Raw genomic sequence first — 23,553 nt, forward strand, 5'->3', positions numbered from 1 at the left:
TGGCGGGAGAGGAAGAAGGAGGCGAACCGATATGCAGAACGAACGTGAAATCGACGCCCTGCTCTCACTTGGCGAGGCTGGATCGATCATCGACCGGCTGATGGCGATGCCGAGGAAAACGGACGACGCCAAGATTTCGAATGAATGGGATCGCGCCGTTGCCAGCCGCTTCGAGACCCGTCTGGCCAGACAGATGCGCTCGCAAATCGACGGCGACCGCCAGAACGCAGCCTGATCGTCCGTTGAAACCTACCCCCTCCGCAATCTGACCGGCGCTTCGCCGAAAGTCCTCGAAAACGCTCTCGAAAATGCGGCGGCGGACGAGAACCCGGTCCGCCCGGCAATATCGGCCATGGCAACCCTCGTATCGACCACCAGCCGGCGCGCGGCGCCGAGGCGCAGCCTGAGGTAATAGGCGCCCGGCGTCTCGCCGATCGATTTGCGAAAGATGCTTTCCAGCGTCCGTGCCGTCACCCCGGCACGCTTTGCCACCGCCTCTATGGTCAGAGGCTGGTCGACATGCGCTTCCATCAGCCGGATGGCATGCGCCAGCCGCGGATCGTAGCCGTCGAGCCGGCCGAGCGAGACCAGCGGCTGTGCGTCGGTGGCGGCGCGAGCCTGGTCGTAGATGAAGACGCTGGCGACATCGAGCGCGACGGCCATGCCGAGCCGCGTGCGGATCAGATGCAGCATCAGGTCGAAGGTCGGCGACGCGCCGCCCGAGGTGAACACCGGCCCGTCGATGACATAGCGATCCGGGCGAACATCGACGCCGGGGAAGGCCGAGGAAAAGTCCTCCATGTCCTCCCAGTGGGTGGTGGCACTGCGCCCTTCCAGCAGGCCCGCGCGTGCCACCAGCCAGGTACCCGCCTCGACGCCGCCGCACGCGCGGGCCGTACGCGCCGCCCGCCGCAGGCCGGAAAGCAAGGCCGACGTCGCATAGTTCTGAGTGCCGAAGCCGGCGACGACGACAAGGACGTCGGTTGGCTCGCCCGCGTCGAAACGGCCACTGACCGCCACCGGCAGTCCGCAGGTGGTGACCGGAGCCTCGCCGGTCACCGAGACCAGCCGAAAATCGAACAGGGTCTCGCCGGAGATACGGTTGGCGGCGCGCAGCGGATCGACGGCCGAGGCCACGCACATGATCGACGAGCCCGAAAACACCAGCAGCGTCACCTTGAGCGGCAGACGCTCGGCGCGAAAGATCGTCGGTTTTTCGCTTTTTGTCATGGAAGCTTCGTAAAACGCAAAACAGTTTCCGGCAAGTCGGGCATTGTTGTGTTCTGTTTCTATCGGAGGAGAGTTCCATGCCGCTTGCGATGAACCGTGAGGTCTTCATTACCTGTGCCGTGACCGGGTCCGGCGGCTCGCAGGACCGCAGCCCGCATGTGCCGCGCTCGCCCAGGCAGATCGCCGATTCGGCTATCGATGCGGCCAAGGCGGGTGCGGCGATCGTGCACTGCCATGTGCGCGATCCCGAAACCGGCAAGCCGAGGCGCGATGTGCATCTCTACCGCGAAGTGACCGAGCGCATCCGCGCGGCGGAAGTCGACGTCATCCTGAACCTGACCGCCGGCATGGGCGGCGACATGGTGTTCGGATCGCCGGAAGCGCCGCTGCCGCTCAACGAAAAAGGCACCGACATGGGCGGCGCCACCAACCGCATGGAACATGTGCGCCAGTGCCTGCCGGAAATCTGCACGCTCGACTGCGGCACCATGAATTTCGCCGAAGCCGATTATGTCATGACCAACACGCCCGGCATGCTGCGCGCCATGGGCGGCATGATGACGGCGCTCGGCGTCAAGCCGGAGATCGAGGCCTTCGACACCGGCCATCTGTGGTTCGCCAAGCAGCTGGTCGAGGAAAAGGTGCTCAATCCGGATGCGCTGGTGCAGTTGTGCATGGGCGTGCCGTGGGGCGCGCCTGACGATCTCAACACCTTCATGGCCATGGTCAACAACGTGCCGTCGACCTGGAACTGGTCGGCCTTTGCCATCGGCCGCAACCAGATGGCCTATGCCGCGGCGGCGGTGCTGGCCGGTGGCAATGTCCGGGTAGGTCTCGAAGACAATCTGTGGCTCGACAAGGGCGTGCTGGCGACCAATGCTCAGCTGGTCGAGCGTGCCGCCAGCATCGTCACCAATCTGGGCGCCAGGATTCTTGGGCCGGAAGAGGTGCGGCAAAAGCTCAACCTCACCAAGCGGGCGCCGATCGCGGCATAACTTATTCATCGGGAGGGGCGGCATGACTACCGTAAAATTCACCGCGATGAAGGATGGCGACCGGGACGACTACGAGTTCCTGACCGCGCATGAGATCGACTATGCGGCAAGGACCGGCGAGCGGCTGCTCGATGCGCTGGTCCAGCTCGACGCGGGCCTGTCGGGCTACAAGATCACCCGGCTCGGCCATTCGCTGCAGGCGGCGACGCGTGCCTGGCGCGACGGCGCCGACACCGACTGGATCGCCTGCGCGCTGCTGCACGACATCGGCGACATTTACGCGCCATACAATCACGACGAATATGCCGCTTCGATCCTGAAACCCTTCGTGCGCGAACAATGCACCTGGGTGGTGGAAAAGCATGGCGACTTCCAGCGGCTCTACTATGCCCATCATCTGGGCGGTAACCGCCATGCGCGCGACCGCTTTGCCGGCCACGCCTATTTCGACGATTGCGACCAGTTTTGCGAACGCTGGGACCAGTCGAGCTTCGACCCCGACTATGACACGCTGCCGATCGAATTGTTCCGGCCCTTCGTGCTCGAAGTCTTTGCCCGCAAGGCCTACGACCCGTCCGTGATCCGCGCCGGCGAACGCGTGCCGCTCATCGATCCCGCAACAGCCACGACAAGAGCCGGAGCTTCCGCATGAGCATCATCAACAAGGCAGCCGCCATCGGTGGCGGCGTCATCGGCGCCGGCTGGGTGGCGCGCCTGCTGCTCAACGGCATCGACGTGTCGATCTTCGATCCCGATCCCGAGGCATCGCGCAAGGTCGGCGAAGTGATGAAGGGCGCGCGGCGCGCCTACAAGCAGATGGTGCCCGGCGGCCTGCCCAAGGAGGGCAAGCTGACCTTCGCCAAGACCATCGCCGAGGCGGTCGCCGATGCCGACTTCATCCAGGAGAGCGTGCCGGAGCGGCTTGACCTCAAGCACCGCGTGCTGGCCGAGATCGATACCCATGCGCCGGCCAACGCCATTGTCGGCTCCTCGACCTCGGGCATCAAGCCGACCGACATGCAGGTGGCGATGAAGAAGCACCCGGAGCGGCTGGTCGTCGGGCATCCGTTCAACCCCGTTTACCTCTTGCCGCTGGTCGAGATCGTCGGCGGCGAACAGACCTTCCCAGAGGCGATCGAGGTCGCCAAGGAAATGTATGCCTCGATCGGCATGAAGCCGGTGGTGATCCGCAAGGAGATCGAGGCCTTCGTCGGCGACCGCCTGCTCGAAGCGGCATGGCGCGAGGCGCTGTGGCTGATCAAGGACGGCATCTGCACGGTCGAGGAACTCGACGACATCATGCGCTACGGCTTCGGCCTGCGCTGGGCGCAGATGGGCATGTTCCAGGTCTATCGCGTCGCCGGCGGCGAGGCCGGCATGCGCCACTTCATGGCGCAGTTCGGGCCCTGCCTGAAATGGCCATGGACCAAGCTGATGGATGTGCCGGAGTTCAACGACGAGTTGGTCGACCTGATCGCCACGCAGTCGGACGACCAGGCGCATGGCCTGTCGATCCGCGAACTGGAAAAGATCCGCGACGATAATCTGGTCGCCATCATGGACGCGCTGTCGAAGCAGAACAAAGGCAAGGGCTGGGGCGCCGGCGCCCTGCACAAGGACTATACTAGGCAGTTGGCCAAACTGGCGGCGAAGAAGCCCACGGCCTCCAAGGCGGCCGAGAAGGCCAAGGCGTTGAAGCCGGTGAAGAAAGCCGAAAAGCCGAAGAAAAAGACCGGCAAGAAGAAAGGCTGAGACCATGGATTTCGGGCTGTCGGAGGAACAGAGGCTCATCGTCGAGACGACGCGTGCGTTCGTCGAGAACGAGCTTTACCCGCATGAGCGCGAGGTCGAGCGCACCGGCGTGCTGCGCCGCGACCTGATCGAGGAGATCAAGGTCAAGGCAATCGAGGCCGGGCTCTATGCCGCCAACATGCCGGCCGATGTCGGCGGTGCAGGCCTCGACACCGTGACCTGGCTGCTTTACGAAAAGGAGCTCGGCCGCGCCAACTATGCACTGCACTGGACCTGCGTGGCGCGTCCCTCCAACATCCTCCTGGCCGGCACACCCGAGCAGCGCGAAAAGTATCTGTTCCCCTGCATCCGTGGCGAGAAATGGGACTGCCTGGCGATGACCGAGCCGGGCGCAGGCTCCGATTTGCGCGGCATGAAGGCGACCGCCGTGCAGGATGGCGACGACTGGGTGCTGAACGGCACCAAGCATTTTATCTCCCACGCCGACCTCGCCGACTTTGCCATCGTCTTCATGGCCTCAGGCGAAGAGGATTCGCCGCGCGGCAAACGCAAGAAGATCACCGCCTTCTTCGTCGACAAAGGGACGAAGGGCTTCACCGTCCGCGATGGCTACCGCAACGTCTCGCATCGCGGCTACACCAACGCCATCCTCGAATTCGACGATTGCCGGCTGCCCGCCGCCCAAGTGTTGGGCGAAGTCCACAAGGGTTTCGACGTCGCCAATTCCTGGCTTGGCGCCACCCGGCTGCAGGTCGGCGCCACCTGCCTCGGCCGCGCCGAGCGGGCGCTTGGCCATGCCGTCGAATATGCCGCGCAGCGCCAGCAATTCGGCCAGCAGATCGGCAAGTTCCAGGGCGTATCGTTCAAGCTTGCCGACATGGCGACCGAACTGAAGGCCGCCGACCTGATGGTGTTCGAAGCCGGCTGGAAGTACGATCAGGGCACAGTCACCGACCAGGACATGGCCATGGCCAAACTGAAGGCCACCGAAATGCTTGCATACGTTGCCGATGAAGCGATCCAGATCCATGGCGGCATGGGGCTGATGGACGATTTGCCGCTGGAGCGCATCTGGCGCGACGCCCGCGTCGAGCGCATCTGGGAGGGCACGTCGGAAATCCAGCGCCACATCATTTCACGGGCGCTGCTGCGTCCGTTTGGGGCATAACATATGCATAAACTTGAGCGTCTCCTGCGGCCGAAGTCGATTGCCGTATTCGGCGGTGCGCAGGCTGCAGCCGTCGTCGCGCAATCGATCAAGATGGGCTTTGCCGGCGAGATCTGGCCGGTGCATCCGACCAAGGACGAGGTCGCCGGCCGCAAGGCCTATCGCTCGGTCGCCGACCTGCCGGCCGCGCCGGACGCCGCCTTCGTCGGCGTCAACCGGCATTTGACCATAGAGGTGGTCAAGGCGCTGGCCGAACGCGGCGCCGGCGGCGCCGTCTGCTTTGCCGCCGGCTTCCTCGAAACCGAGGCCTATGACGACGACGGCGAGCGGCTGCAGGCCGAGCTGGTCGGGGCGGCCGGCTCGATGCCGATCATCGGGCCGAATTGCTACGGCCTGATCAATTATGCCGACGGCGCGCTTCTGTGGCCCGACCAGCATGGCGGGATAAGACTGGCCGAGGGCGGCAAGGGCGTCGCCATCATCACCCAGTCCTCCAACATCGCCATCAACATGACGATGCAAAGGCGCGGCCTGCCGATCGCCTTCCTGATGACCGCCGGCAACCAGGCGCAGACCGGCCTGTCCGAAATGGCGCTCGGCCTGATCGAGGACGAGCGGGTCACGTCGCTCGGCCTGCATATCGAGGCTTTCGATTCGGTAGCCGGCTTCGAGCGGCTGGCGGCACGGGCGCGCGAGCTGAAGAAGCCGATCATCGCCATGAAGGTCGGCCGTTCCGAACAGGCCAGGCAGGCGACTGTCTCGCATACCGCCTCGCTGGCCGGCTCGGACGCGGCCTCGGGTGCGTTCCTGCGGCGGCTCGGCATTGCGAGAGTCGATTCGATCCCCGCCTTCATCGAGGCGCTGAAGCTGCTGCACATCACCGGCCCGCTGCCAGGCTATAGGCTGTCGTCGATGAGCTGCTCCGGCGGCGAGGCCTCCGTCATGGCCGACAGCGCCGAAGGGCGCTGGGTCAATTTCCCTGTGCTGATCGACAGCCACCGCGCCCATGTCAAATCGACGCTCGGGCCGCTGGTCGCGGTCGCCAATCCCTTGGACTATCACACCTTCATCTGGAACAACGAGCCGGCGATGACCGCCACCTTCACCGCCATGGTGTCGGGCGGCTTCGACCTCAACATGCTGGTGCTCGATTTTCCGCGCCCCGACCGCTGCTCGGTCACCGACTGGTGGGCGACGCTGCGCGCCTTCGAATCGGCGCTGAAGACCAACAAGGCGCATGGCGCGATCGTCTCCTCGTTGCCGGAGAACCTGCCGGAGGAATACACGGCCGAGTTGATGGCGCGCGGCATGGTGCCGTTGTTCGGCATTTCGGAAGCCATGGATGCCGCCGGGGCGGCGGCCTTCATCGGCTGGGCTTGGGCTGAACCGCAGGCGCAGCCGATCGACACGTCCGCATCCGGTGCGCCTGGCGGCGACCACGTCACGCCCGATGAGGCCGAGGCGAAGTCACGGCTGATCAAGGCTGGCCTGCCGGTGCCGAAGGGCGAACGCGCCGCCAATGCGGTCGAGGCGGTGATCTCTTCCATGGCGCTCGGCTTCCCGGTGGCGTTGAAGGCGCTCGGCGTCACTCACAAATCCGAAGTTGGCGCTGTCAGGCTCAATCTCAGGGATGCCGAATCCGTCAGCACCGCAGCGCATGACCTGCTGCCGCTCGGCACCGGGCTCTATGTCGAGCGCATGGTGCGCGACGGTGTCGCCGAGCTCATCGTCGGCTTCACCCGCGATCCGATGTTCGGCGCGGTGATGACGCTCGGCACCGGCGGCGTGCTGGTCGAGCTGTTGCGCGACAGCGTTACGCTCATGCTGCCGGCGACCCGCGACGATATCGAGGCGGCGCTGCGCGGCCTGAAACTGTTCCCGCTGCTCGAGGGCTATCGCGGCCGGCCGAAAGCCGATGTCGCGGCTGCCATCGATGCCATTTCGGGCATTGCCGCCTTCGTGCAGCAGAATGCCGGTGAGATCGAGGAACTCGACATCAACCCGCTGATCGTCTGTGCAGAGGGCAAGGGCGCCTGGATCGCCGACGCGCTGCTGGTGCTGGGAGAGAACAAGAATGTCTGACGTCATTTCGACCCGCCGCGAGGGCACCATCCTCGAAGTCACCCTCGACCGGCCCAAGGCCAACGCCATCGACCTGAAGACCTCGCGGCTGATGGGCGAGACCTTCAAGGCATTCCGAGACGATCCGGAATTGCGCGTCGCCATCGTCAAGACCGCAGGCGACAAGTTCTTCTGCGCCGGCTGGGATTTGAAGGCCGCTGCAGGCGGCGATGCGGTCGACGGCGACTATGGCGTCGGCGGCTTTGCCGGGCTACAGGAATTGCGCGACCTCAACAAGCCGGTCATCGCTTGCGTCAACGGCATGGCGGTGGGCGGCGGCTTCGAACTGGCGCTTTCCTGCGACCTCATCTACGCCTCCGGCCATTCCTCCTTCGCGCTGCCCGAAATCCGCGCCGGCACGCTGGCCGATGCGGCAACGATCAAGCTGCCGAAGCGCATCCCCTACCATGTCGCCATGGACCTGCTGCTCACTGGCCGCTGGATGGATGTCGCTGAAGCGCATCGCTGGGGCCTGGTCAACGAAGTGCTGCCCAAGGAGAAGCTCGAGGAGCGCGTCTGGGAGATCGCCCGGCTGCTGGCCGGCGGCCCGCCGCTGGTGTTTGCCGCGATCAAGGAGACGGCGCGCGTGGCCGAGGCGCTGACCTTCCAGGATGCGATGAACAGGGTGACGCGGCGCCAGTTGGCGACGGTCGATGCGCTTTATGGTTCCGAGGACAATATGGAAGGTTTTCGCGCGTTTGCGGAAAAGCGCGATCCGGTGTGGAAGGGGAAGTAGTGGGAACGATGGCGTCCCGTCACACCCCCCTCTGCCCTGCCGGGCATCTCCCCCGCAAGGGGGGAGATTGGATGTCGTTTCTGCTTTCGCCAATCGTCAACGTTGCAAGAAGAGCGCCGCGATCGACGCTGTCGATCTCCCCCCTTGCGGGGGAGATGTCCGGCAGGACAGAGGGGGGTGCCCAGGTTCGACTTCGGCAGCCTCACTCATGACCGACTACAAAACCCTCATCGACGCCGAGACGTGGGCCTTCATCGAGCGGACCAACTCCTATTATCCGCCCGACACGATCGACTACACGATCGCGCAGCAGCGTGAGATTTACGACCGCATGTGCCGCGAATTCTTTGCCGGCTATCCCGACGGCGTTGGGGTGGAAATCTCGGCCATTGCGACGCCCACGCACGATATCCCGATCCGCATCTACCGAAGCCCACTCCAAGCCACCGTGACGGTGCTGTATTTCCATGGCGGCGGCTTCATCCTCGGCGGGCTGGACAGCCATGACGATGTTTGCGCCGAACTCTGCGCCCGCACCGGCTACGAAGTGGTCTCGGTCGATTACCGGCTGGCGCCGGAGCACTTGCACCCAGCCCCCTTCGACGACGTGATGAGCGCCTTCGAATGGGCCACCTCCACCCGCAACCACCCAATTCTGCTGTGCGGCGACAGCGCCGGCGGCAATCTCTGCGCCGCCGTCAGTCACGCCACGCGCGGCCATTCGAAAAGGCCGGTTGGCCAGGTGCTGATCTATCCCGGCCTCGGCGGAGACCGCTCGAAAGGCTCCTATGTCAAGCACGCCGAAGCGCCGATGCTGACCGTGCGCGATCTCGAATTCTACAAGCACATCCGCACCGGCGGCGTGGATAGGACCGGGGACATCACGCTGGCCCCGCTCGCCGACATCGACTTCTCCAACCTGCCGCCGACAATGCTGATCACCGCTGAGTGCGACCCGTTGTCGTCGGATGGTGAGAACTATCGAGACCTAGTCGTGGCGGCGGGCGGACGCGCGACCTGGTTCGAGGAAGCGGGGCTGGTGCATGGTTATCTCCGAGGCCGGCACACGGTCGGCCGCGCCCGCACCAGCTTCACCCGGATCGTCGATGCGGTGACCGCGCTTGGACAGGGCGATTGGCGCTGGTGATCGCGGCTAGACTCTGAGGGCCGACCGGCGCCGGCTCACCCTACCGAAGCGGCCGCCGACCGGCCGGCGCTGCGGCCGGAAAAGATGCAGCCGCCGAGGAAGGTGCCTTCGAGCGCCGCATAGCCATGCACGCCGCCGCCGCCGAAGCCGGCGGCTTCGCCGACCGCATAGAGCCCGGCGACCGGCAGGCCATCGGCACCCAGCACGCGGCTGTCGAGATCGGTCTGCAGGCCGCCCAGCGTCTTGCGGGTCAGGATGTTGAGACGCACCGCGATCAGCGGGCCGTTTGCCGGATCGAGCATCTTGTGCGGCTTAGCCGTGCGGATCAGGCGGTCGCCGAGATAGGCGCGCGCCCCGCGCAGGGCGGTGATTTGCATGTCCTTGGAGAACGGGTTGTCGAGCTGCCTGTCGCGGGCGCGGATTTCCCGCTCGACCTGGGCCACCTCAAGCAGCGGCTCGCCGCCGGCAAGCGTGTTCATGCGCGCGACCAGCGCCGGCAAATCGGCCTCGACGATGAAATCCTCGCCCTTCTCCATGAACGCCTTGACCGGACCCGGAATGCCTGATGTGGCGCGGCCGAGCACCTGGCGCCAGCTCTTGCCGGTCAGGTCCGGGTTCTGCTCGGAGCCCGACAGCGCGAACTCCTTCTGGATGATTTTCCTGGTCAGGATGAACCAGGAATAATCGAAACCGGTGCTCATGATATGGCTGAGCGTGCCCAGCGTGTCGAAGCCGGGATAGAGCGGCACCGGCAGGCGCTTGCCGCGTGCGTCGAGCCACAGCGATGACGGGCCAGGCAGGATGCGGATCGCATGGTCGGTCCAGATCGGCGCCCAGTTCTTGATGCCCTCGACATAATGCCACATGCGGTCGCGGTTGATGATCGAACCGCCGGCCTCTTCCGTGATCGCCAGCATGCGGCCGTCGACATGGTCGGGCACGCCGGTGATCATGCGCTTTGGTGCCGCGCCCAGCCGTTGCGGCCAGTTTTCGCGGACAAGCTGATGGTTGGCACCGATGCCGCCGGAGGCGACGATCACCGCTTGCGCATGAAGCTCGAAATCGCCGGCGACATTGCGCGAACTCTTGTGGCCGCGCTCGACGATGCTGGGCTGCAGGATGTCGCCACGCACACCGGTTACAACAGCGCCCGTCCGTGTCAGTTCATTGACTCGGTGCCGGAACCTGAAGCTGATCAATCCACGCTTTTGCGCCTCGCGCACGCGTAAGACAAAAGGTTCGAGCACTCCCGGTCCCGTGCCCCAGGTGATGTGGAAGCGCGGCACCGAATTGCCGTGGCCGATGGCATTGCCGCCTCCGCGCTCGGCCCAGCCGACGACGGGGAAGAATTTCAAGCCGCGCTGCAGGAGCCATGAGCGTTTCTCGCCGGCGGCGAAGCCGACATAGGCTTGCGCCCATTTGCGTGGCCAGAAATCCTCGGGCCGGTCGAAAGCGGCGGTGCCCATCCAGTCCTCGAGCGCCAGGTCATGCGAATCGCGGATGCGCATGCGCCGCTGCTCGGGCGAATCGACGAGGAAAAGGCCGCCGAACGACCAGAACGCCTGGCCGCCGAGCGACTGCTCCGGCTCCTGGTCGACGATGATGATTTTCTTGCCGGCCTCGGCAAGCTCGGCGGCGGCAACCAGCCCTGCAAGGCCAGCGCCGACAATGATCACGTCCGCATCGTCAGCCATCTTTCCTCCCAGAATTAGCCGGCTATTTCAACGCAAGGGGTCAGACGGCCTCCCAGCCTTCTTTGCCGCCGGCGCGGAAGATGGCATCGATGACTTTCTGATTGAGCACAGATTCCTCCAGCGTGAAGACGCGCTCCTTGCCGCCCTGTGCCGCACGCGCGAAGGTCTCGACCTCCAGCCGGTACTGCTGCGTGCCGGGAAAGCGGAACACCTGCGCCTCGGAGTGGTTCTGGTTGTGCAGTTCGACGCGGTGGTGGTCGTAGAGCCCGGCATTGAAAGGCGAGAACAACTCGATGAAACCCTTCTCACCGTGGAACACCATGACCTGGCGCGCCGCCATCTGCGTCGACAGGTAGAAGGACAGTTCGAAGTCGCCGAAATCGGCGCGGATCGAGGAGTAGATGTCGGTGCCGAATTTCTGGTCGCGCTCGATCGTCGCCTGCACGCGCAGCGGCTCCTTGCCGGTCGAAAAGCGCGTCGACACGGTCGGGTAGACGCCGATGTCGGGCAGCGCGCCGCCGCCGAGGTCGAGCTGGTTGCGCATGTTGCTGGGGTCGACATTGTAGTAGGAGAAGGCACCCTGCACATGGCGCAGCCGGCCGATGGCGCCGCTGGCGATCAGGTCGCGTACCTTGATCCATTGCGGGTGGTAGATGACCATGAAGGCCTCGCAGACCAGCACCTTTTTCTGGTCGCGCAGCTTGATCAGCGGAAGAATGTCGTTGGCGTCGAGCGCCAGCGGCTTTTCGACCAGCACGTGCTTGCCGGCTTCGATGGCCTTTGCCGTCCATTCGACATGCTGCGAAGTCGGCAGCGGGATGTAGACGCCGTCGACCTCATTGGAGGCAAGCAGTTCCTCATAGGAGCCGAAGGCATGCCGCGCGCCGAAGCGGTCGGCGAGCGCCTTGGCCTTCGACAGGTCGCGGCTGGCGATCGCCGACAGCACGCCATTCTCCGCCTCGACCATGGCCGGCAACAAATGCTCGCGGCCGATCTTGGCCGTCGACAACACACCCCATCGGAACATCAGGCTTCTCCTCTCGATTACAGGCGACGAGGTTTGCCCGAAATCGGGAGAAAAGCCAATTAGAGACTGTCCAACGAACCGCGCCTTCGTCATCCTCGGGCTTGACCCGAGGATCCATGCCGCGACATCCGCCAAGGAATGCAGCGGAACGGATTCTGGACCGTGGCAACGCCTTGATGTCGCGGCATGGATCCTGGGGTCTGCGCCGCGTCGCTTCGCTCCTTGCTACGCCCCAGGATGACGATGCGCGAGGTATGTCTGCCAATCGCAAAGGTGCTGACAGAGAGCTAACCCCTTTTGCCGGTCAGCGTCATATCGAAGTCGACGATGTTGGAATAGATCGGCGTGCCGACATCCATGCCGTAGCGTGACCTCAACACCTTGCCGGTGACATGGAATTTTATGGTGCCAGCCTTGAGACCGCCAAGCTCGGCCGTGAATTTTTCCGGGAACGTCTTGCCGCGCGCCGTCAGCCGGCCGCTGACGAGGGCCGTGGTGTCGCTGGTTCGGGTCACGCTGGTCGAGCGGAACTGGATTTCCGGGTTCTTGGCGGCATCGAACACCGCGTCGGAGCGCAGGAAGGCATCGATACGGCCCTGGCCGGTGCCGACGCTTTCGGGAAAGATGGTGAAATTGACCTGCGAGCGCCCGACATCGCTGTTGTCGATGCGGATCGACCCCTTGAAGCGGGCAAAGGCGCCATTGAGGCCGCCGCCGACCTTGTCGATGGAGAAGCGGATGCTGGAGCTGGCCGGGCTGATCGAATAGCTGCCGGCGGCGTCACCAAGCGCGACGGCCGCTGAAACAGGCATGGCAAGGCAAGCGGCGACCGCCGCAAATCCGAGGATGCGCGTGTACATGGGATGTTCCTTGTTGGAGGCAGCGCATTTCTTGCGCCCTCACTCCATGAACGAATGAACCGCTCGCTCTATTCCGGATCTGACGAAGGCGTGATCATGCGCGTGAGCACGCCATCCCTGAGCTGGAAATGATGCCGCAGTGCCGCCGCGACGTGGAGCGCGACCAGAGCCATGCCGGCATAGCCGAGATACCAGTGCGCCGCCGCCCAGAAGCTTTCGGCACCATCCGATTCGGCCAGCGGCAGGTTCGGCATGATGAACAGGTTGAACGGCAGGCTGGGAATCTCCAGCATCGAGACCGACACCAGCGCCCAGCCGGACAAGGGCAAGGCAAGCTGGAACGAGTAGAGCGCAAAATGGGCCAACGGTGCCGCCCGACGCTCCAGAGTCCCGACCGAGCGCGGCAGCGGCGGCCATACATTGCCAAGGCGCCAGGCGATGCGCAGGACGATCAGGCCGAGCAGCAGAAAACCGAAGGATTTGTGCAGCTGGATCAGTTCGAAGGCGGTGCGCTGGCTGGTCAGCCGCACCATGACGAAGCCGAGTCCGAACTGGCCGATGAAGATGAGCGCAATCAGCCAGTGGAGAATGATCGCGCCCCAGCCGTAGCTGGTCGTGCTATTGGTGATCGATGTTTGCATGGGACGTGAACGAACGGTGAGGCGGCTTTCTTCCGGCGCGCGCTTCACCCTCCCCTTGTGGGGAGGGTCGACCCGCGGTCGGAGCGAAGCGAAGACTGCGAGACGGGGTGGGGATGCGCCCTACGAGGCCCCCACCCCGCTTCGCAAAAGCCGCCTTCGCGGCATTTTGCTACGCGACCCTCCCCACAAGGGGGAGGGTGGGCTAGCCACTCACCTTGAAGAAATCGACAAACGCCCTGAGCGCTGGCCGCATCTGACGGCGGCTCGGATAATAGACAAAGAAGCCGTCGAAGGGCGGGCACCAGTCCTCCAGCACGCGGATCAGCCTGCCGTCGGCGAGCGGTGCGCGGACATAATCCTCAAAGACGAAGGCAAGCCCGGCGCCGTCGACCGCCGCCTGGGCGATCAGATGGTCCTCGTCGAGGATCAGCGGTCCCTCCACCGCCATCTCGATCCTCTCGCGGCCTTTCTCGAATTCCCAGCGGTAGAGGATGCCGCTGGAGAAGCGGAAGCGGATGCAGCGGTGGCCGGCTAGGTCGCGCGGGTGGAGCGGCTTGGGGCTCACCTCGAAATAGACCGGGGCGCCGACCACCGCGCCGCGAAGGTCCGGCCCGATGCGCACCGCGATCATGTCGCGCTGCAGGCTCTCGCCTAGCCTGACTCCAGCATCGAAGCCGCCTTCCACCACGTCGGTGAAGCGGTCCTCGATGACGATCTCCAGCACGATGTCGGGATAGGCCGACGCAAAGGCGCCCAGCCGTGGCGTCAGCGCCAAATGGGCCGCCGTGCGCGGCACGGTCAGCCGCAGATTGCCGGCCGGCCGGTCGCGCGCTTCGATTGCCGTCTCCAGCGCCAGGTCGATCTCGGAAAGCGCCGGCCGCAATCGCTCGAGCAGTTGCGCGCCCTCCTCGGTCGGGGCAACGCTGCGCGTGCTGCGTGCCAACAGGCGCACGCCAAGCCGGGCTTCGAGGCTGGATACCGCGTGGCTAACCGCCGAAGGCGCGATGGCCAATTCCCTGGCAGCGCCGCGAAAGCTGCCGCATTGAGCGACAGTCGCCAGCACCGCCAGTTGTGAAAGATGCGCTCGATTCATTGATCTATCTTTTAGTACAGCCCGTGCTGATGAAAACCGATTATCGAACACAAGGCAAGGCGCTATTTCTCCCACATCGCAACAAGGAGACGCGTTATGCAAACCCGCAAGCTAGGAACTGAATTGAACGTCTACCCCGTCGGCCTCGGCTGCATGGGCATGAGCTTCGCCTATGGCGGCCAAGCGGAAGCCGATGCGATCGCCACGCTGCACCGCGCCGTCGACATCGGCGTCAATTTCTTCGACACGGCGGAAGTCTATGGCCCCTTCGAGAACGAGATCCTGCTCGGCAAGGCGCTGAAGTCGGTGCGTGACAAGGTGACGATCGCGACAAAATTCGGCTTCAAGATTTTGGAGGAAGGCACAGGCCTCGACCGCATGGCGGGCGTCGACAGCCGCCCCGAGCACGTCAAGGCGGTCGCCGAGGCCTCGCTGAAACGGCTGGGCACCGATGTGATCGACCTCTACTATCAGCACCGTGTCGACCCCAACGTGCCGATCGAGGATACGGTCGGCGCCATGGCCGAACTGGTGTGCGAGGGCAAGGTGCGCGCGCTTGGCCTGTCCGAGGCGAGTGCCGCGACCATCCGCCGGGCCCATGCCGTTCATCCGATATCGGCCGTGCAGAGCGAGTATTCGCTGTGGAGCCGCGACCCGGAAGACGAGGTGTTCGCCGTCTGCCGCGAGCTCGGCATCGGCTTCGTTCCCTACAGTCCGCTCGGCCGTGGGCTGCTGACCGGCACGATCGCCAAGCCCGAGGCCTTGAGCGACGACGACTGGCGCCGGACCTTGCCGCGCTTCCAGGCCGAGGCGATGGAAGCCAATGCCGCCGTCATCGCCACGCTGGAAAAGCTGGCGGCTGAAAAGGGCGCAACCTCGGCGCAGCTGGCGCTGGCCTGGGTGCTGCACCAGGGCGATTTCATCGTACCGATCCCCGGTGCGCGCAAAATCCGCCATCTCGAGCAGAACACGGCGGCGGCGGACATTGCACTTAGCGCTGTCGAGGTGCAGGCGATTGGCGATGCGCTGTCGCCCGACAAGGTGGTCGGTAGGCGCTATGCGCAGAAGGAGTTGGCGCTGGTGAATGGGTGAAAGCTGGTGAGTAAGCGGAAGGGGTGCTTCGGCGCCCCTTTTTATGCGCGATGGTGCAGAAGGTTGCGTGACGTTGGCGCGAGGCACCCCCCTCTGTCCTGCCGGACATCTCCCCCGCAAGGGGGGAGATCGGATGTCACGCCGGCTTTCGCCAATCACCAACGTTGGAAGAAGGGTGCCGCCGATGAAGTTGCCAATCTCCCTCCTTGCGGGGGAGATGGCCGGCAGGCCAGAGGGGGGTGCCTCGCGCCAACATTCCGGCAACTCCCTACCAAGGCACGACAGTGGTCTCCGGCCAATACTCCTGGGCGCGTCTGCCCTTCACCTCATGCGTGCGCTGATTGTCCATCACCCGGTTCGGTGTGATGCGGAACGAAAAAATATCGTCAAGACCAAATGGAGCCACGATCTCGAGCTGCCCATCCGCATCGTATCGCACACCCACCGCATGGGTCTTCGACGCAAAATAGCTGACGGATTCGCTGGCGCTCGTATAGCGCGGGCACGGCTGTCCGAACTTCTGCGGATACCAAAGATGCACCCGCGCCTGGTTGCGCACCTCGACCGGCAGCGGCAGTCCTTCGAAATGCTTCTCCGCCCGGCGGATCACCGCATCCTCCGCCTCGTAGGATAGATCGGCGTCATCGAAATAAAACAGGTCGACATCCTTGATGCCGTAACCCGGGGGCTTGCCGGTCAGGTGGTTCCAGACACTGTTGTAGAGCGCGCCGGACACCACCAGCCAGTCCGGCAGGTCGAGCGTGCGAGCCCGCGCCAGCGCGTCGCGTAACAGCGGGTCGGCAAGCACGATGGCGAGAAACGCCGCGCGCTGTTCTTCGAAAGGAAGTCCGGAATAGCGCAGATGGTCCATCGCCCTTTGGAGGGCGATTCGCCATCTGCTCGCAAGTCTTAGCCGCGCAGAACGCCGCCCGTCTGCTTGCCGACATTCTCGACGATACGCTTGGCCAGTGCCTCGAAATCCTCGTCGGTCAGCGTCTTTTCGACCGGCTGGATCGACACTTCGATGGCAATAGACTTCCTGCCCTCGCCGAGCGAAGCGCCTTCGAAGATGTCGAAGACCGAAACGCCCGTGATGAGCTTCTTGTCGGCGGCGAGCGCCGCGCGGACCAGCGTGCCGGCCTCGACCGTTTTGTCGACGACGAAAGCGAAGTCGCGCTTGACCGCCTGGAAGGGGGACAGTTCCAGTTTCGGCTTGGTTTTCGTCGGCTTGGTCTTCGGCTCGGGCACAGCATCGACAAACACTTCGAAGCCGCACAGCGGGCCGGAAACATCGAGGCCTTCCAGCGTCTTCGGGTGGAATTCGCCGAAGGTGCCGAGCACGGTTTTCGGACCGAGCTTGATCGTGCCGGAACGGCCGGGATGATACCATGCCGGGCCGCCGGCCTCGATCTGCAGCCGGTCGACAGGCGCACCGCAGGCTTCCAGTGCGGCGATCGCGTCGGCCTTGGCGTCGAACACGCCGACCGCACCCGAATTGCCGGCCCAGTTGCGGCCTGAGCCGTCGAGCTTGGCGGTGCCGCGGCGCACACCGGCGGCGACGCGCCGCTGTTGGTCGGCGCCGTCGCCCTCATAGGTGCCCGACACTTCGAACAGCGCCACGTCGCCAATACCCTTGTCGGCATTGCGCTGTGCAGCGGCGATCAGCCCGGGCAGCAGCGACGGCCGCATGTCGGACATGTCGGCGGCAATCGGGTTGGCGAGCTTCAGCGCGGTCTGGCCACCGCCGAACAGCTCGGCATGCTTGGCCGGAATGAACGACCAGGTGACGGCTTCCATCATGCCGCGCACGGCAAGCGCGCGCTTGGCGGTGCGGGTACGGACCTGCAGCGTGGTGAGGATCCTTGCGTTGACCGCGTCATGCGCGCCGAGCGGCTGCGGCGCGATGTTGTCGACGCCGTGGATGCGCATGACTTCCTCGACCAGGTCTGCCTTGCCATCGACGTCGGGGCGCCAGGACGGCACGGCGACATCGACGACATCGCCCGATCCCTCCGGCTTGAAGCCGAGGAGCGACAGGATGTCGAGGCTTTCCGCCCTGGGAACCTCAATGCCGGTCAGCCTCTTCACTTCCGAAAGCGGGAAGGAAACGATCTTCGGCTGATAGCTGGCATAACCGACGACTTCCATTTCGGTCGGCGTGCCGCCGCAGAAATCGAGCACCAGTTTCGTTGCCAACTCGACGCCGGGAACCATGAATTCGGGGTCGACGCCGCGCTCGAAGCGGTAGCGCGCGTCGGTGATGATGCCGAGCGTGCGGCCGGTGCGCGCGGTGGTGATCGGATCCCAAAGGGCCGATTCGATCAGCACGTCCGTGGTGTTCTCGTCGCAGCCCGAATGCTCGCCGCCCATGATGCCGGCGATCGATTCGACGCCGTTGTCATCTGCGATGACGCACATTTCCGGCGTGAGCGTGTATTCGCGGCCGTCGAGCGCCTGCACCTTCTCACCATCGCGCGCGCGGCGCACGACGAGATTGCCGGCAACCTTGCTGGCGTCGAACACATGCAGCGGGCGGCCGCGGTCGAAGGTGACGTAATTGGTGATGTCGACCAGCGCGCTGATCGGTCTCAGACCAATGGCGATCAGCCGCTGCTGCAGCCATTTTGGCGACGGCCCATTCTTGACGCCCTTGACCAGGTTGAGCGCGAAGCCGGGGCAAAGCTCCGGCGCTTCGATCGTCACCTTGACCGGACACATGCCATTGCCGACATGCGGCATGATGGCGCCGCCGACGAGGCGGCCAAGCCCGCTCGCCGCCAGATCCCTGGCGATGCCGTAGACGCTGGTGGCATCCGGCCGGTTCGGCGTCAAATTGATCTCGATGACCGGATCGTCGATGTGCGCATAGGCCGCGAAGCTGGTGCCGACAGGCGCATCCTCGGGCAGGTCGATGATGCCATTGTGTTCGTCCGACAGTTCCAGCTCGCGCTCGGAACACATCATGCCGTGGCTTTCGACCCCCCTGATCTTGCCGACCGCCAGCGTCACGTCGATGCCGGGCACATAGGTGCCGGGCGCGGCAAAGGCGCCGATCAGGCCGGCGCGGGCGTTTGGCGCGCCGCAGACGACCTGCACCGGTGGCTTGCCGTCGCCGGTGTCGACGGTCAGCACGCGCAGCCGGTCGGCATCGGGATGCTGGACCGCCGTCAGCACCCTGGCGATGACGAAGGGCTTCAGGCTTGACTTGTCGTCGACATGCTCGACTTCGAGGCCGATCGAGGTCAGCCGCTCGACGATCTCGTCGAGCGTAGCGTCGGTCTCTAGGTGGTCCTTGAGCCAGGAGAGGGTGAATTTCATGGGGCTGTTCCGTCTGGTCTTTTGACGCTTGTTTTCAGATGTCTCGGCAGGTCGTCGGATATATGCAGGAAGGCAAGCTGTTCGCCGACATAGGCATGCTGCGTCGGTTCAAAATCGGCCGGCGCATCCATGGCGCCGAGCATGAAGTAGATGTCGTCTTCCAGCCGCTCGTCGACATAGGCGATGGGCGAGCCGCAAGTGCCGCAGAACGAGCGCGTCACCGGGCCGTTCTCATACATCTTCAGCGCCTTGCCGGTGAACGCGACCTGATCGACCAGGAAGCCGACAAAGGCCGACACCGGCGCGCCGCTGGCCCGCCGGCAATCGCCACAATGGCAATAGCTGACGTGATGCGGTTCGGCCGATGCCTCGAACCGCACGGCGCCGCAGCGGCAGCCGCCGGCGAAGGGCGCTGTCATGCGCTCAGGCCTCCGAACAACGTCGGCATGTCGAGCGGCCTGAAGCCGTAATGCGACAGCCAGCGGACGTCCGCGTCGAAGAAGGCGCGCAGGTCCGGCATGCCATATTTCAGCATGGCGATGCGGTCGATGCCCATGCCCCAGGCAAAGCCCTGATATTCGTCCGGATCGAGCCCGCCATGGCGCAGCACGTTGGGATGGACCATGCCGCAGCCGAGGATCTCCATCCAGTCGGAGCCTTCGCCGAAGCGCACTTCGCCGGGCCTGGAGCGGTCGCACTGGATGTCGACCTCGAGGCTCGGCTCGGTGAACGGGAAGAAGGACGGCCGGAAGCGCATCTTGACCTGCGGCACCTCGAAGAAGGCCTTGCAGAACTCCTCCAGCACCCACTTCATGTTGGCGACGTTGGCCGTCTTGTCGATCACCAGCCCCTCGACCTGATGGAACATCGGCGAGTGAGTGGCGTCCGAATCCTGGCGGTAAGTCTTGCCCGGAATGACGATGCGGATCGGCGGCTTCTTCGTCTCCATGGTGCGGATCTGCACCGGCGAAGTGTGCGTGCGCAAAAGCTTGCGCTCGCCCTTCTCGTCCGGCTGGAAGAAGAAGGTGTCGTGCATCTCGCGCGCCGGATGGCCTTCGGGGAAATTCAGCGCAGTGAAATTGTAGTAATCGGTCTCGATATCGGGACCTTCCGCGATGGAAAACCCGAGGTCGCCGAAGATCGCCGCGATCTCATCGATGACCTGGCTGATCGGGTGGATACGGCCGCGCTCGGCCGGCGACTGCCGCACCGGCAGCGTCACATCGACCCTTTCGGCGGCGAGGCGGGCGGTGATCGCCACATCTTTCAACTCGGCCTTGCGCACCGTCAGCGCATCTGTGACGCGGTTCTTGAGCCCGTTGATTGCGGGGCCTTTGACCTGACGCTCCTCAGCGGTCATGGCGCCAAGGGTCTTCAGCATCTCGGACACGGCGCCCTTCTTGCCGAAAGCAGCGATGCGCACGGCCTCGATGGCCGGCTCATCGGCGGCCGAGGCGATTTCGGCCAGAAGTGAGTTTTCAAGCGTATCCAGGCCAGTGGTTGCGTCGTTCACGGTCAAACTCGCTACGTTGGAAATCAGCTCAAAGTGAAAGTCACTTTTAAGTTGAAAGTTCAGGCAAAAGAAAAACCCGCGCCAGCCGTGCCAGCGCGGGTTCCCCAAATCAGAATTGCGAATGCTTGGGAAGCGCTGGTCTTAGGCGACAGCGCTTTCAAAAGCGTTCGGCGTGGTGTTCTTCAGATATTCGAGCGCCACCTTGGCCTTGGCGACCAGGGCTGCGAAAGCCTGCGGCTCATGGATGGCCATGTCCGACAGGATCTTGCGATCGATCTCGATGCCCGACTTGTTGAGGCCGTCGATGAAGCGGCCATAGGTCAGGCCATGCTCGTGCGTCGCGGCGTTGATGCGCTGGATCCACAGCGCGCGGAACGAGCGCTTGCGGTTCTTGCGGTCGCGATACGCATACTGCATCGACTTTTCCACCGCCTGCTTGGCGATGCGGATGGTGTTCTTGCGGCGGCCGTAGAAGCCTTTGGCGGCTTTCAGGACCTTCTTGTGCTTGGCGTGCGAGGTGACGCCTCTTTTTACGCGTGCCATGTCATGATCTCCTTAAAAGCAATTCCAGGAAAAGTGCCTTGCGGTTTTCCGTTCGGAATTGCGTAAAACAAATGCGTCCGGACCGAATGATCTTATTTTGGCGAATGATGTTTTCCAAAAAGTCTGCAACTTTTTGGCATCATTCCCTAGAGACCGTTCGGCAGAAAATTCTTGATGACCTTCTTGCCATCCGGTTCAGCCAGAACCATCGTGCCGCGGGCATTTCGAATGAACTTGTTGGAACGCTTGATCATGCCGTGACGCTTGCCGGCCGCAGCCGACAGGACTTTACCCGTACCTGTGATCTTGAACCGCTTCTTGGCGGCCGATTTGGTCTTCATCTTGGGCATTTTGCTACTCCGTATTGTTGGCGCACTATCGCGCTTCTTGTTCGCTTCGGGCCGACCAAAGCCCGAAAAGCAAATGAAACCGCCACGGCATGCCCTGCCGGGCGGTTTTCTTGAACGGCGGTGCTATACGTCAAAGACGGCCCGCGCGCAACACCTGTGGAGATGCGGCGCTGTGTCCTTGGTCAGGGCAGCGTGAACCAGACCGGCAACATGCCTGACAGCTGGGCTCCGTCTATCAGCTCGAAGGCCGGCAGGGCGATGAGAAACACCAAGCCGTCGAGCAGCGTGGTCAGCAGCAGGCGGGGCTTGAAGCTGCCCGTATCGCCCTCCTGGTAGAGCGACAGTTTCGGGAAGAAGCGCGGCACCTTCTCCAGATAGGCCTGGTACGGCGCGCCGAGCGCTTCCTTGAGGAACTTCTCTTCGCGCAGGATGACGATGTGGAAGGCACCCGCGCACAGCAGCGCAAAGAGGATGATGCCGGAGAACGAGCCGATCTGGGCGCCGACGCCGGCCGCGGCCACGGTCGAGAACACATAAAGTGGGTTGCGGGTGATCGAGTAAGGCCCGCCGGTCACCACCTCGGAAGATTTGCGCCCGCCTATGTAGAGCGTCGCCCAAAGGCGCCCGACGATGCCGAGGAAAATCAGCAGCACGCCGAACATTTCGATCGACTCATGCACCCAGGTTTCAGGCGGAAACGTCGATTGACCAAATAGCAATGCTGCGAACAGCACGACCACGAGAACGGCAAGCACTATCCGGCGCATATGCTGGTAGTTGCCCAGCCCGTGTGCCTCGACGGGCGCAGACTTGATTTCATTGACCATGGCGGAATCCGATCGTCGAAAAACTTGCCGGCGATCGCAGCTTCTGGCCAAGAAAACAGGCCCCGCCGATCGTTGGGATGACTTGCAGGATAATTCAGGCGGATTTAATGCATGTCGCCTCTTTTGACTGCCTACCGCAGCTCAATACAGCCAGAAGAGGACGGGAATTACTCCGCTTTCCTGTCCGGACTCGATGAGTTCGAAAAACGGTATGGAAACCAGAAACATCAAGCCGTCGCGCAGCGTATGATTGAAGATGCGCGGTGTGAAGGTGACCTCGGCCTGATCGCGATAAAGCCGGGGATTGGGAAAAAAACGCGGCACCCGTGCAACGTACTCCTTGTACGGCGCCCCGAGCACGGTCGTCAAATGCCGTTCCTCGCGCAGCGTGACGATGTGGAACGCGGCCGCGCACAAAACCGCCGACGCTACCGCGACGATCGCGCTGCCGGTCTGGGTGCCGATGCCGACGGCCGCTACGGTGGAGAAAAAATACAGCGGGTTGCGCATCACCGAATATGGGCCGGTTGCAACCACTTCAGCCGACTTGCGGCCGCCGATATAGAGGATCGACCAGAGCCGGCCGCCGATCCCGATCAGTATCAGGGCGATCCCGTGCGCCTCTATGCGTTCGTGGGTTAGTTCATCGTGCGGGGAGCCGCCGAAGATCAGCAAAGCGCAAAAAGCGCCGATTAGCAGCGCCAGCAGGACGCGCCGGCGCCGCTGATAGCGACCCATTTCACTCGTAGAACGTGCCGCAGCGGTCATGGGAGAATCCTTTCGCCGCGAGGACCGGCAACCAGAATCCTTGTCGAAGCAACTTGCGGAGAAATCATGGCGGAGGCAAAACAAAACAAAAGCCGCCGAAGCGGCCTTTGCTTTTGACGGGGATCGCTCTAGCGCGGCGACAGCACCATCATCATCTGGCGGCCTTCGAGCTTCGGTTCCGCTTCGACCTTGGCGATCGTCGCCACTTCCTCGCGGACCTTGTTCAGAAGCTGCATGCCGAGTTCCATATGCGCCATCTCGCGGCCACGGAAGCGCAGCGTCAGCTTGACCTTGTCGCCTTCCTCGAAGAAGCGGCGAACCGCCTTCATCTTGGTCTCGTAGTCATGGCTGTCGATGTTCGGGCGCATCTTGATCTCCTTGATCTCGATGACCTTCTGGTTCTTGCGCGCCTCGGCCGCCTTCTTCTGGTTGGCGTATTTCAACTTGCCGAGATCGAGGATCTTGACGACGGGGGGCACCGCATTGGGCGATATCTCGACGAGATCGAGCCCAGCCTCTTCGGCGAGCAGCAACGCATCGTTGATGGAAATATCGCCGCGGTTCTGGCCATCGGCGTCGATAAGCTGGACCCGGGGAACCCGGATGTCACGGTTGGAGCGCGGGCCATCCTTGGTCGGCGCCGCTGCTTTGAAAGGTCTGCGAATGGTCGTGGTCTCC

General features: G+C 63.8%; 24 protein-coding genes. 9 read left to right on the plus strand and 15 right to left on the minus strand.

Annotated features, from left to right (window positions below; genetic code table 11):
* The first annotated feature begins 31 nt into the window (after window positions 1–31).
* Window positions 32–235 (plus strand): hypothetical protein, encoded by a 204-nt coding sequence (locus NKK51_RS22400; protein ID WP_352554619.1) that lies wholly within the window; start codon window positions 32–34, stop codon window positions 233–235.
* Between the two features lie 14 nt (window positions 236–249).
* Here NKK51_RS22400 and NKK51_RS22405 read toward each other — a convergent pair whose 3' ends face one another.
* Window positions 250–1,230 (minus strand): GlxA family transcriptional regulator, encoded by a 981-nt coding sequence (locus NKK51_RS22405; protein ID WP_023810588.1) that lies wholly within the window; start codon window positions 1,228–1,230, stop codon window positions 250–252.
* A gap of 77 nt (window positions 1,231–1,307) precedes the next feature.
* Here NKK51_RS22405 and bcoG point away from each other — a divergent pair, with 77 nt between their 5' ends.
* The 7 genes from bcoG (at window position 1,308) to NKK51_RS22440 (ending at window position 9,149) form a co-directional block, all read left to right on the plus strand.
* A complete protein-coding gene (gene bcoG, locus NKK51_RS22410) occupies window positions 1,308–2,225 on the plus strand; it encodes a 3-dehydrocarnitine:acetyl-CoA trimethylamine transferase BcoG (RefSeq protein ID WP_352554620.1) in 918 nt (305 codons plus the stop codon).
* Window positions 2,226–2,247: 22 nt separating this feature from the next.
* Window positions 2,248–2,877 (plus strand): HD domain-containing protein, encoded by a 630-nt coding sequence (locus NKK51_RS22415; protein ID WP_352554621.1) that lies wholly within the window; start codon window positions 2,248–2,250, stop codon window positions 2,875–2,877.
* Complete coding sequence (locus NKK51_RS22420) at window positions 2,874–3,977, plus strand: carnitine 3-dehydrogenase (RefSeq protein WP_127322329.1); 1,104 nt, start codon at window positions 2,874–2,876, stop codon at window positions 3,975–3,977. The genes NKK51_RS22415 and NKK51_RS22420 overlap by 4 nt, the downstream gene beginning before the upstream one ends.
* 4 nt (window positions 3,978–3,981) lie before the next feature.
* Window positions 3,982–5,145: an acyl-CoA dehydrogenase family protein gene (locus NKK51_RS22425; protein WP_023810592.1), complete on the plus strand. Its 1,164-nt coding sequence runs from the start codon at window positions 3,982–3,984 to the stop codon at window positions 5,143–5,145.
* 3 nt (window positions 5,146–5,148) lie between these two features.
* Window positions 5,149–7,227 (plus strand): acetate--CoA ligase family protein, encoded by a 2,079-nt coding sequence (locus tag NKK51_RS22430; protein ID WP_352554622.1) that lies wholly within the window; start codon window positions 5,149–5,151, stop codon window positions 7,225–7,227.
* A complete protein-coding gene (locus NKK51_RS22435; protein WP_352554623.1) occupies window positions 7,220–8,002 on the plus strand; it encodes a carnitinyl-CoA dehydratase in 783 nt (260 codons plus the stop codon). The genes NKK51_RS22430 and NKK51_RS22435 overlap by 8 nt, the downstream gene beginning before the upstream one ends.
* Window positions 8,003–8,210: 208 nt before the next feature.
* Window positions 8,211–9,149: an alpha/beta hydrolase gene (locus tag NKK51_RS22440; RefSeq protein ID WP_352554624.1), complete on the plus strand. Its 939-nt coding sequence runs from the start codon at window positions 8,211–8,213 to the stop codon at window positions 9,147–9,149.
* 35 nt (window positions 9,150–9,184) lie between these two features.
* Here the strand turns inward: NKK51_RS22440 and NKK51_RS22445 are convergent, their stop codons facing one another.
* The 5 genes from NKK51_RS22445 to NKK51_RS22465 form a co-directional block, all read right to left on the minus strand.
* A complete protein-coding gene (locus tag NKK51_RS22445; RefSeq protein ID WP_352554625.1) occupies window positions 9,185–10,843 on the minus strand; it encodes an FAD-binding dehydrogenase in 1,659 nt (552 codons plus the stop codon).
* 40 nt (window positions 10,844–10,883) lie between these two features.
* Window positions 10,884–11,870, minus strand: coding sequence for a Gfo/Idh/MocA family protein (locus NKK51_RS22450; RefSeq protein ID WP_352554626.1), 987 nt, complete (start codon window positions 11,868–11,870; stop codon window positions 10,884–10,886).
* A 287-nt stretch (window positions 11,871–12,157) separates the two neighbouring features.
* Window positions 12,158–12,730 (minus strand): YceI family protein, encoded by a 573-nt coding sequence (locus NKK51_RS22455; protein ID WP_352554627.1) that lies wholly within the window; start codon window positions 12,728–12,730, stop codon window positions 12,158–12,160.
* Window positions 12,731–12,798: 68 nt separating this feature from the next.
* Window positions 12,799–13,371 carry a cytochrome b gene (locus NKK51_RS22460; protein WP_352554628.1) on the minus strand — a complete coding sequence of 191 codons (573 nt, stop codon included), beginning with the start codon at window positions 13,369–13,371 and terminating at the stop codon, window positions 12,799–12,801.
* Window positions 13,372–13,573: 202 nt separating this feature from the next.
* Window positions 13,574–14,464 (minus strand): LysR family transcriptional regulator, encoded by an 891-nt coding sequence (locus NKK51_RS22465; protein ID WP_352440498.1) that lies wholly within the window; start codon window positions 14,462–14,464, stop codon window positions 13,574–13,576.
* A gap of 96 nt (window positions 14,465–14,560) precedes the next feature.
* On the opposite strand from NKK51_RS22465, the gene NKK51_RS22470 reads away from it, so the two are divergent.
* On the plus strand, window positions 14,561–15,556 hold the full coding sequence (locus NKK51_RS22470; protein WP_352554629.1) for an aldo/keto reductase: 996 nt from the start codon (window positions 14,561–14,563) through the stop codon (window positions 15,554–15,556).
* Window positions 15,557–15,824: 268 nt separating this feature from the next.
* Here NKK51_RS22470 and NKK51_RS22475 read toward each other — a convergent pair whose 3' ends face one another.
* The 9 genes from NKK51_RS22475 to infC all read right to left on the minus strand — a co-directional run bounded on the left by NKK51_RS22475 (window position 15,825) and on the right by infC (window position 23,540).
* The gene (locus NKK51_RS22475) at window positions 15,825–16,427 is read right to left on the minus strand and encodes a nucleotidyltransferase family protein (RefSeq protein WP_128302735.1); all 603 of its coding nucleotides are present in this window, start codon (window positions 16,425–16,427) and stop codon (window positions 15,825–15,827) included.
* A gap of 38 nt (window positions 16,428–16,465) precedes the next feature.
* Entirely contained in the window at window positions 16,466–18,874 is a 2,409-nt protein-coding gene (pheT, locus tag NKK51_RS22480; protein WP_352554630.1) for a phenylalanine--tRNA ligase subunit beta, read from the minus strand.
* Window positions 18,871–19,293: a GFA family protein gene (locus tag NKK51_RS22485; protein ID WP_352554631.1), complete on the minus strand. Its 423-nt coding sequence runs from the start codon at window positions 19,291–19,293 to the stop codon at window positions 18,871–18,873. Before NKK51_RS22485 ends, pheT begins: the two co-directional genes overlap by 4 nt.
* Window positions 19,290–20,387 carry a phenylalanine--tRNA ligase subunit alpha gene (pheS, locus tag NKK51_RS22490; RefSeq protein ID WP_352554632.1) on the minus strand — a complete coding sequence of 366 codons (1,098 nt, stop codon included), beginning with the start codon at window positions 20,385–20,387 and terminating at the stop codon, window positions 19,290–19,292. The genes NKK51_RS22485 and pheS overlap by 4 nt, the downstream gene beginning before the upstream one ends.
* Window positions 20,388–20,528: 141 nt before the next feature.
* Entirely contained in the window at window positions 20,529–20,930 is a 402-nt protein-coding gene (gene rplT / locus NKK51_RS22495; protein ID WP_023672281.1) for a 50S ribosomal protein L20, read from the minus strand.
* A 146-nt stretch (window positions 20,931–21,076) separates the two neighbouring features.
* On the minus strand, window positions 21,077–21,280 hold the full coding sequence (gene rpmI, locus NKK51_RS22500) for a 50S ribosomal protein L35 (protein WP_006201248.1): 204 nt from the start codon (window positions 21,278–21,280) through the stop codon (window positions 21,077–21,079).
* A gap of 182 nt (window positions 21,281–21,462) precedes the next feature.
* Entirely contained in the window at window positions 21,463–22,107 is a 645-nt protein-coding gene (locus NKK51_RS22505; protein WP_352554633.1) for a methyltransferase family protein, read from the minus strand.
* A gap of 141 nt (window positions 22,108–22,248) precedes the next feature.
* Window positions 22,249–22,875 (minus strand): methyltransferase family protein, encoded by a 627-nt coding sequence (locus NKK51_RS22510; RefSeq protein ID WP_352554634.1) that lies wholly within the window; start codon window positions 22,873–22,875, stop codon window positions 22,249–22,251.
* 128 nt (window positions 22,876–23,003) lie between these two features.
* Window positions 23,004–23,540 carry a translation initiation factor IF-3 gene (gene infC, locus NKK51_RS22515; RefSeq protein WP_023810608.1) on the minus strand — a complete coding sequence of 179 codons (537 nt, stop codon included), beginning with the start codon at window positions 23,538–23,540 and terminating at the stop codon, window positions 23,004–23,006.
* Window positions 23,541–23,553 lie beyond the last annotated feature (13 nt).

The organism is Mesorhizobium sp. M0011 (genome assembly GCF_040324155.1).
Lineage (GTDB): Bacteria > Pseudomonadota > Alphaproteobacteria > Rhizobiales > Rhizobiaceae > Mesorhizobium.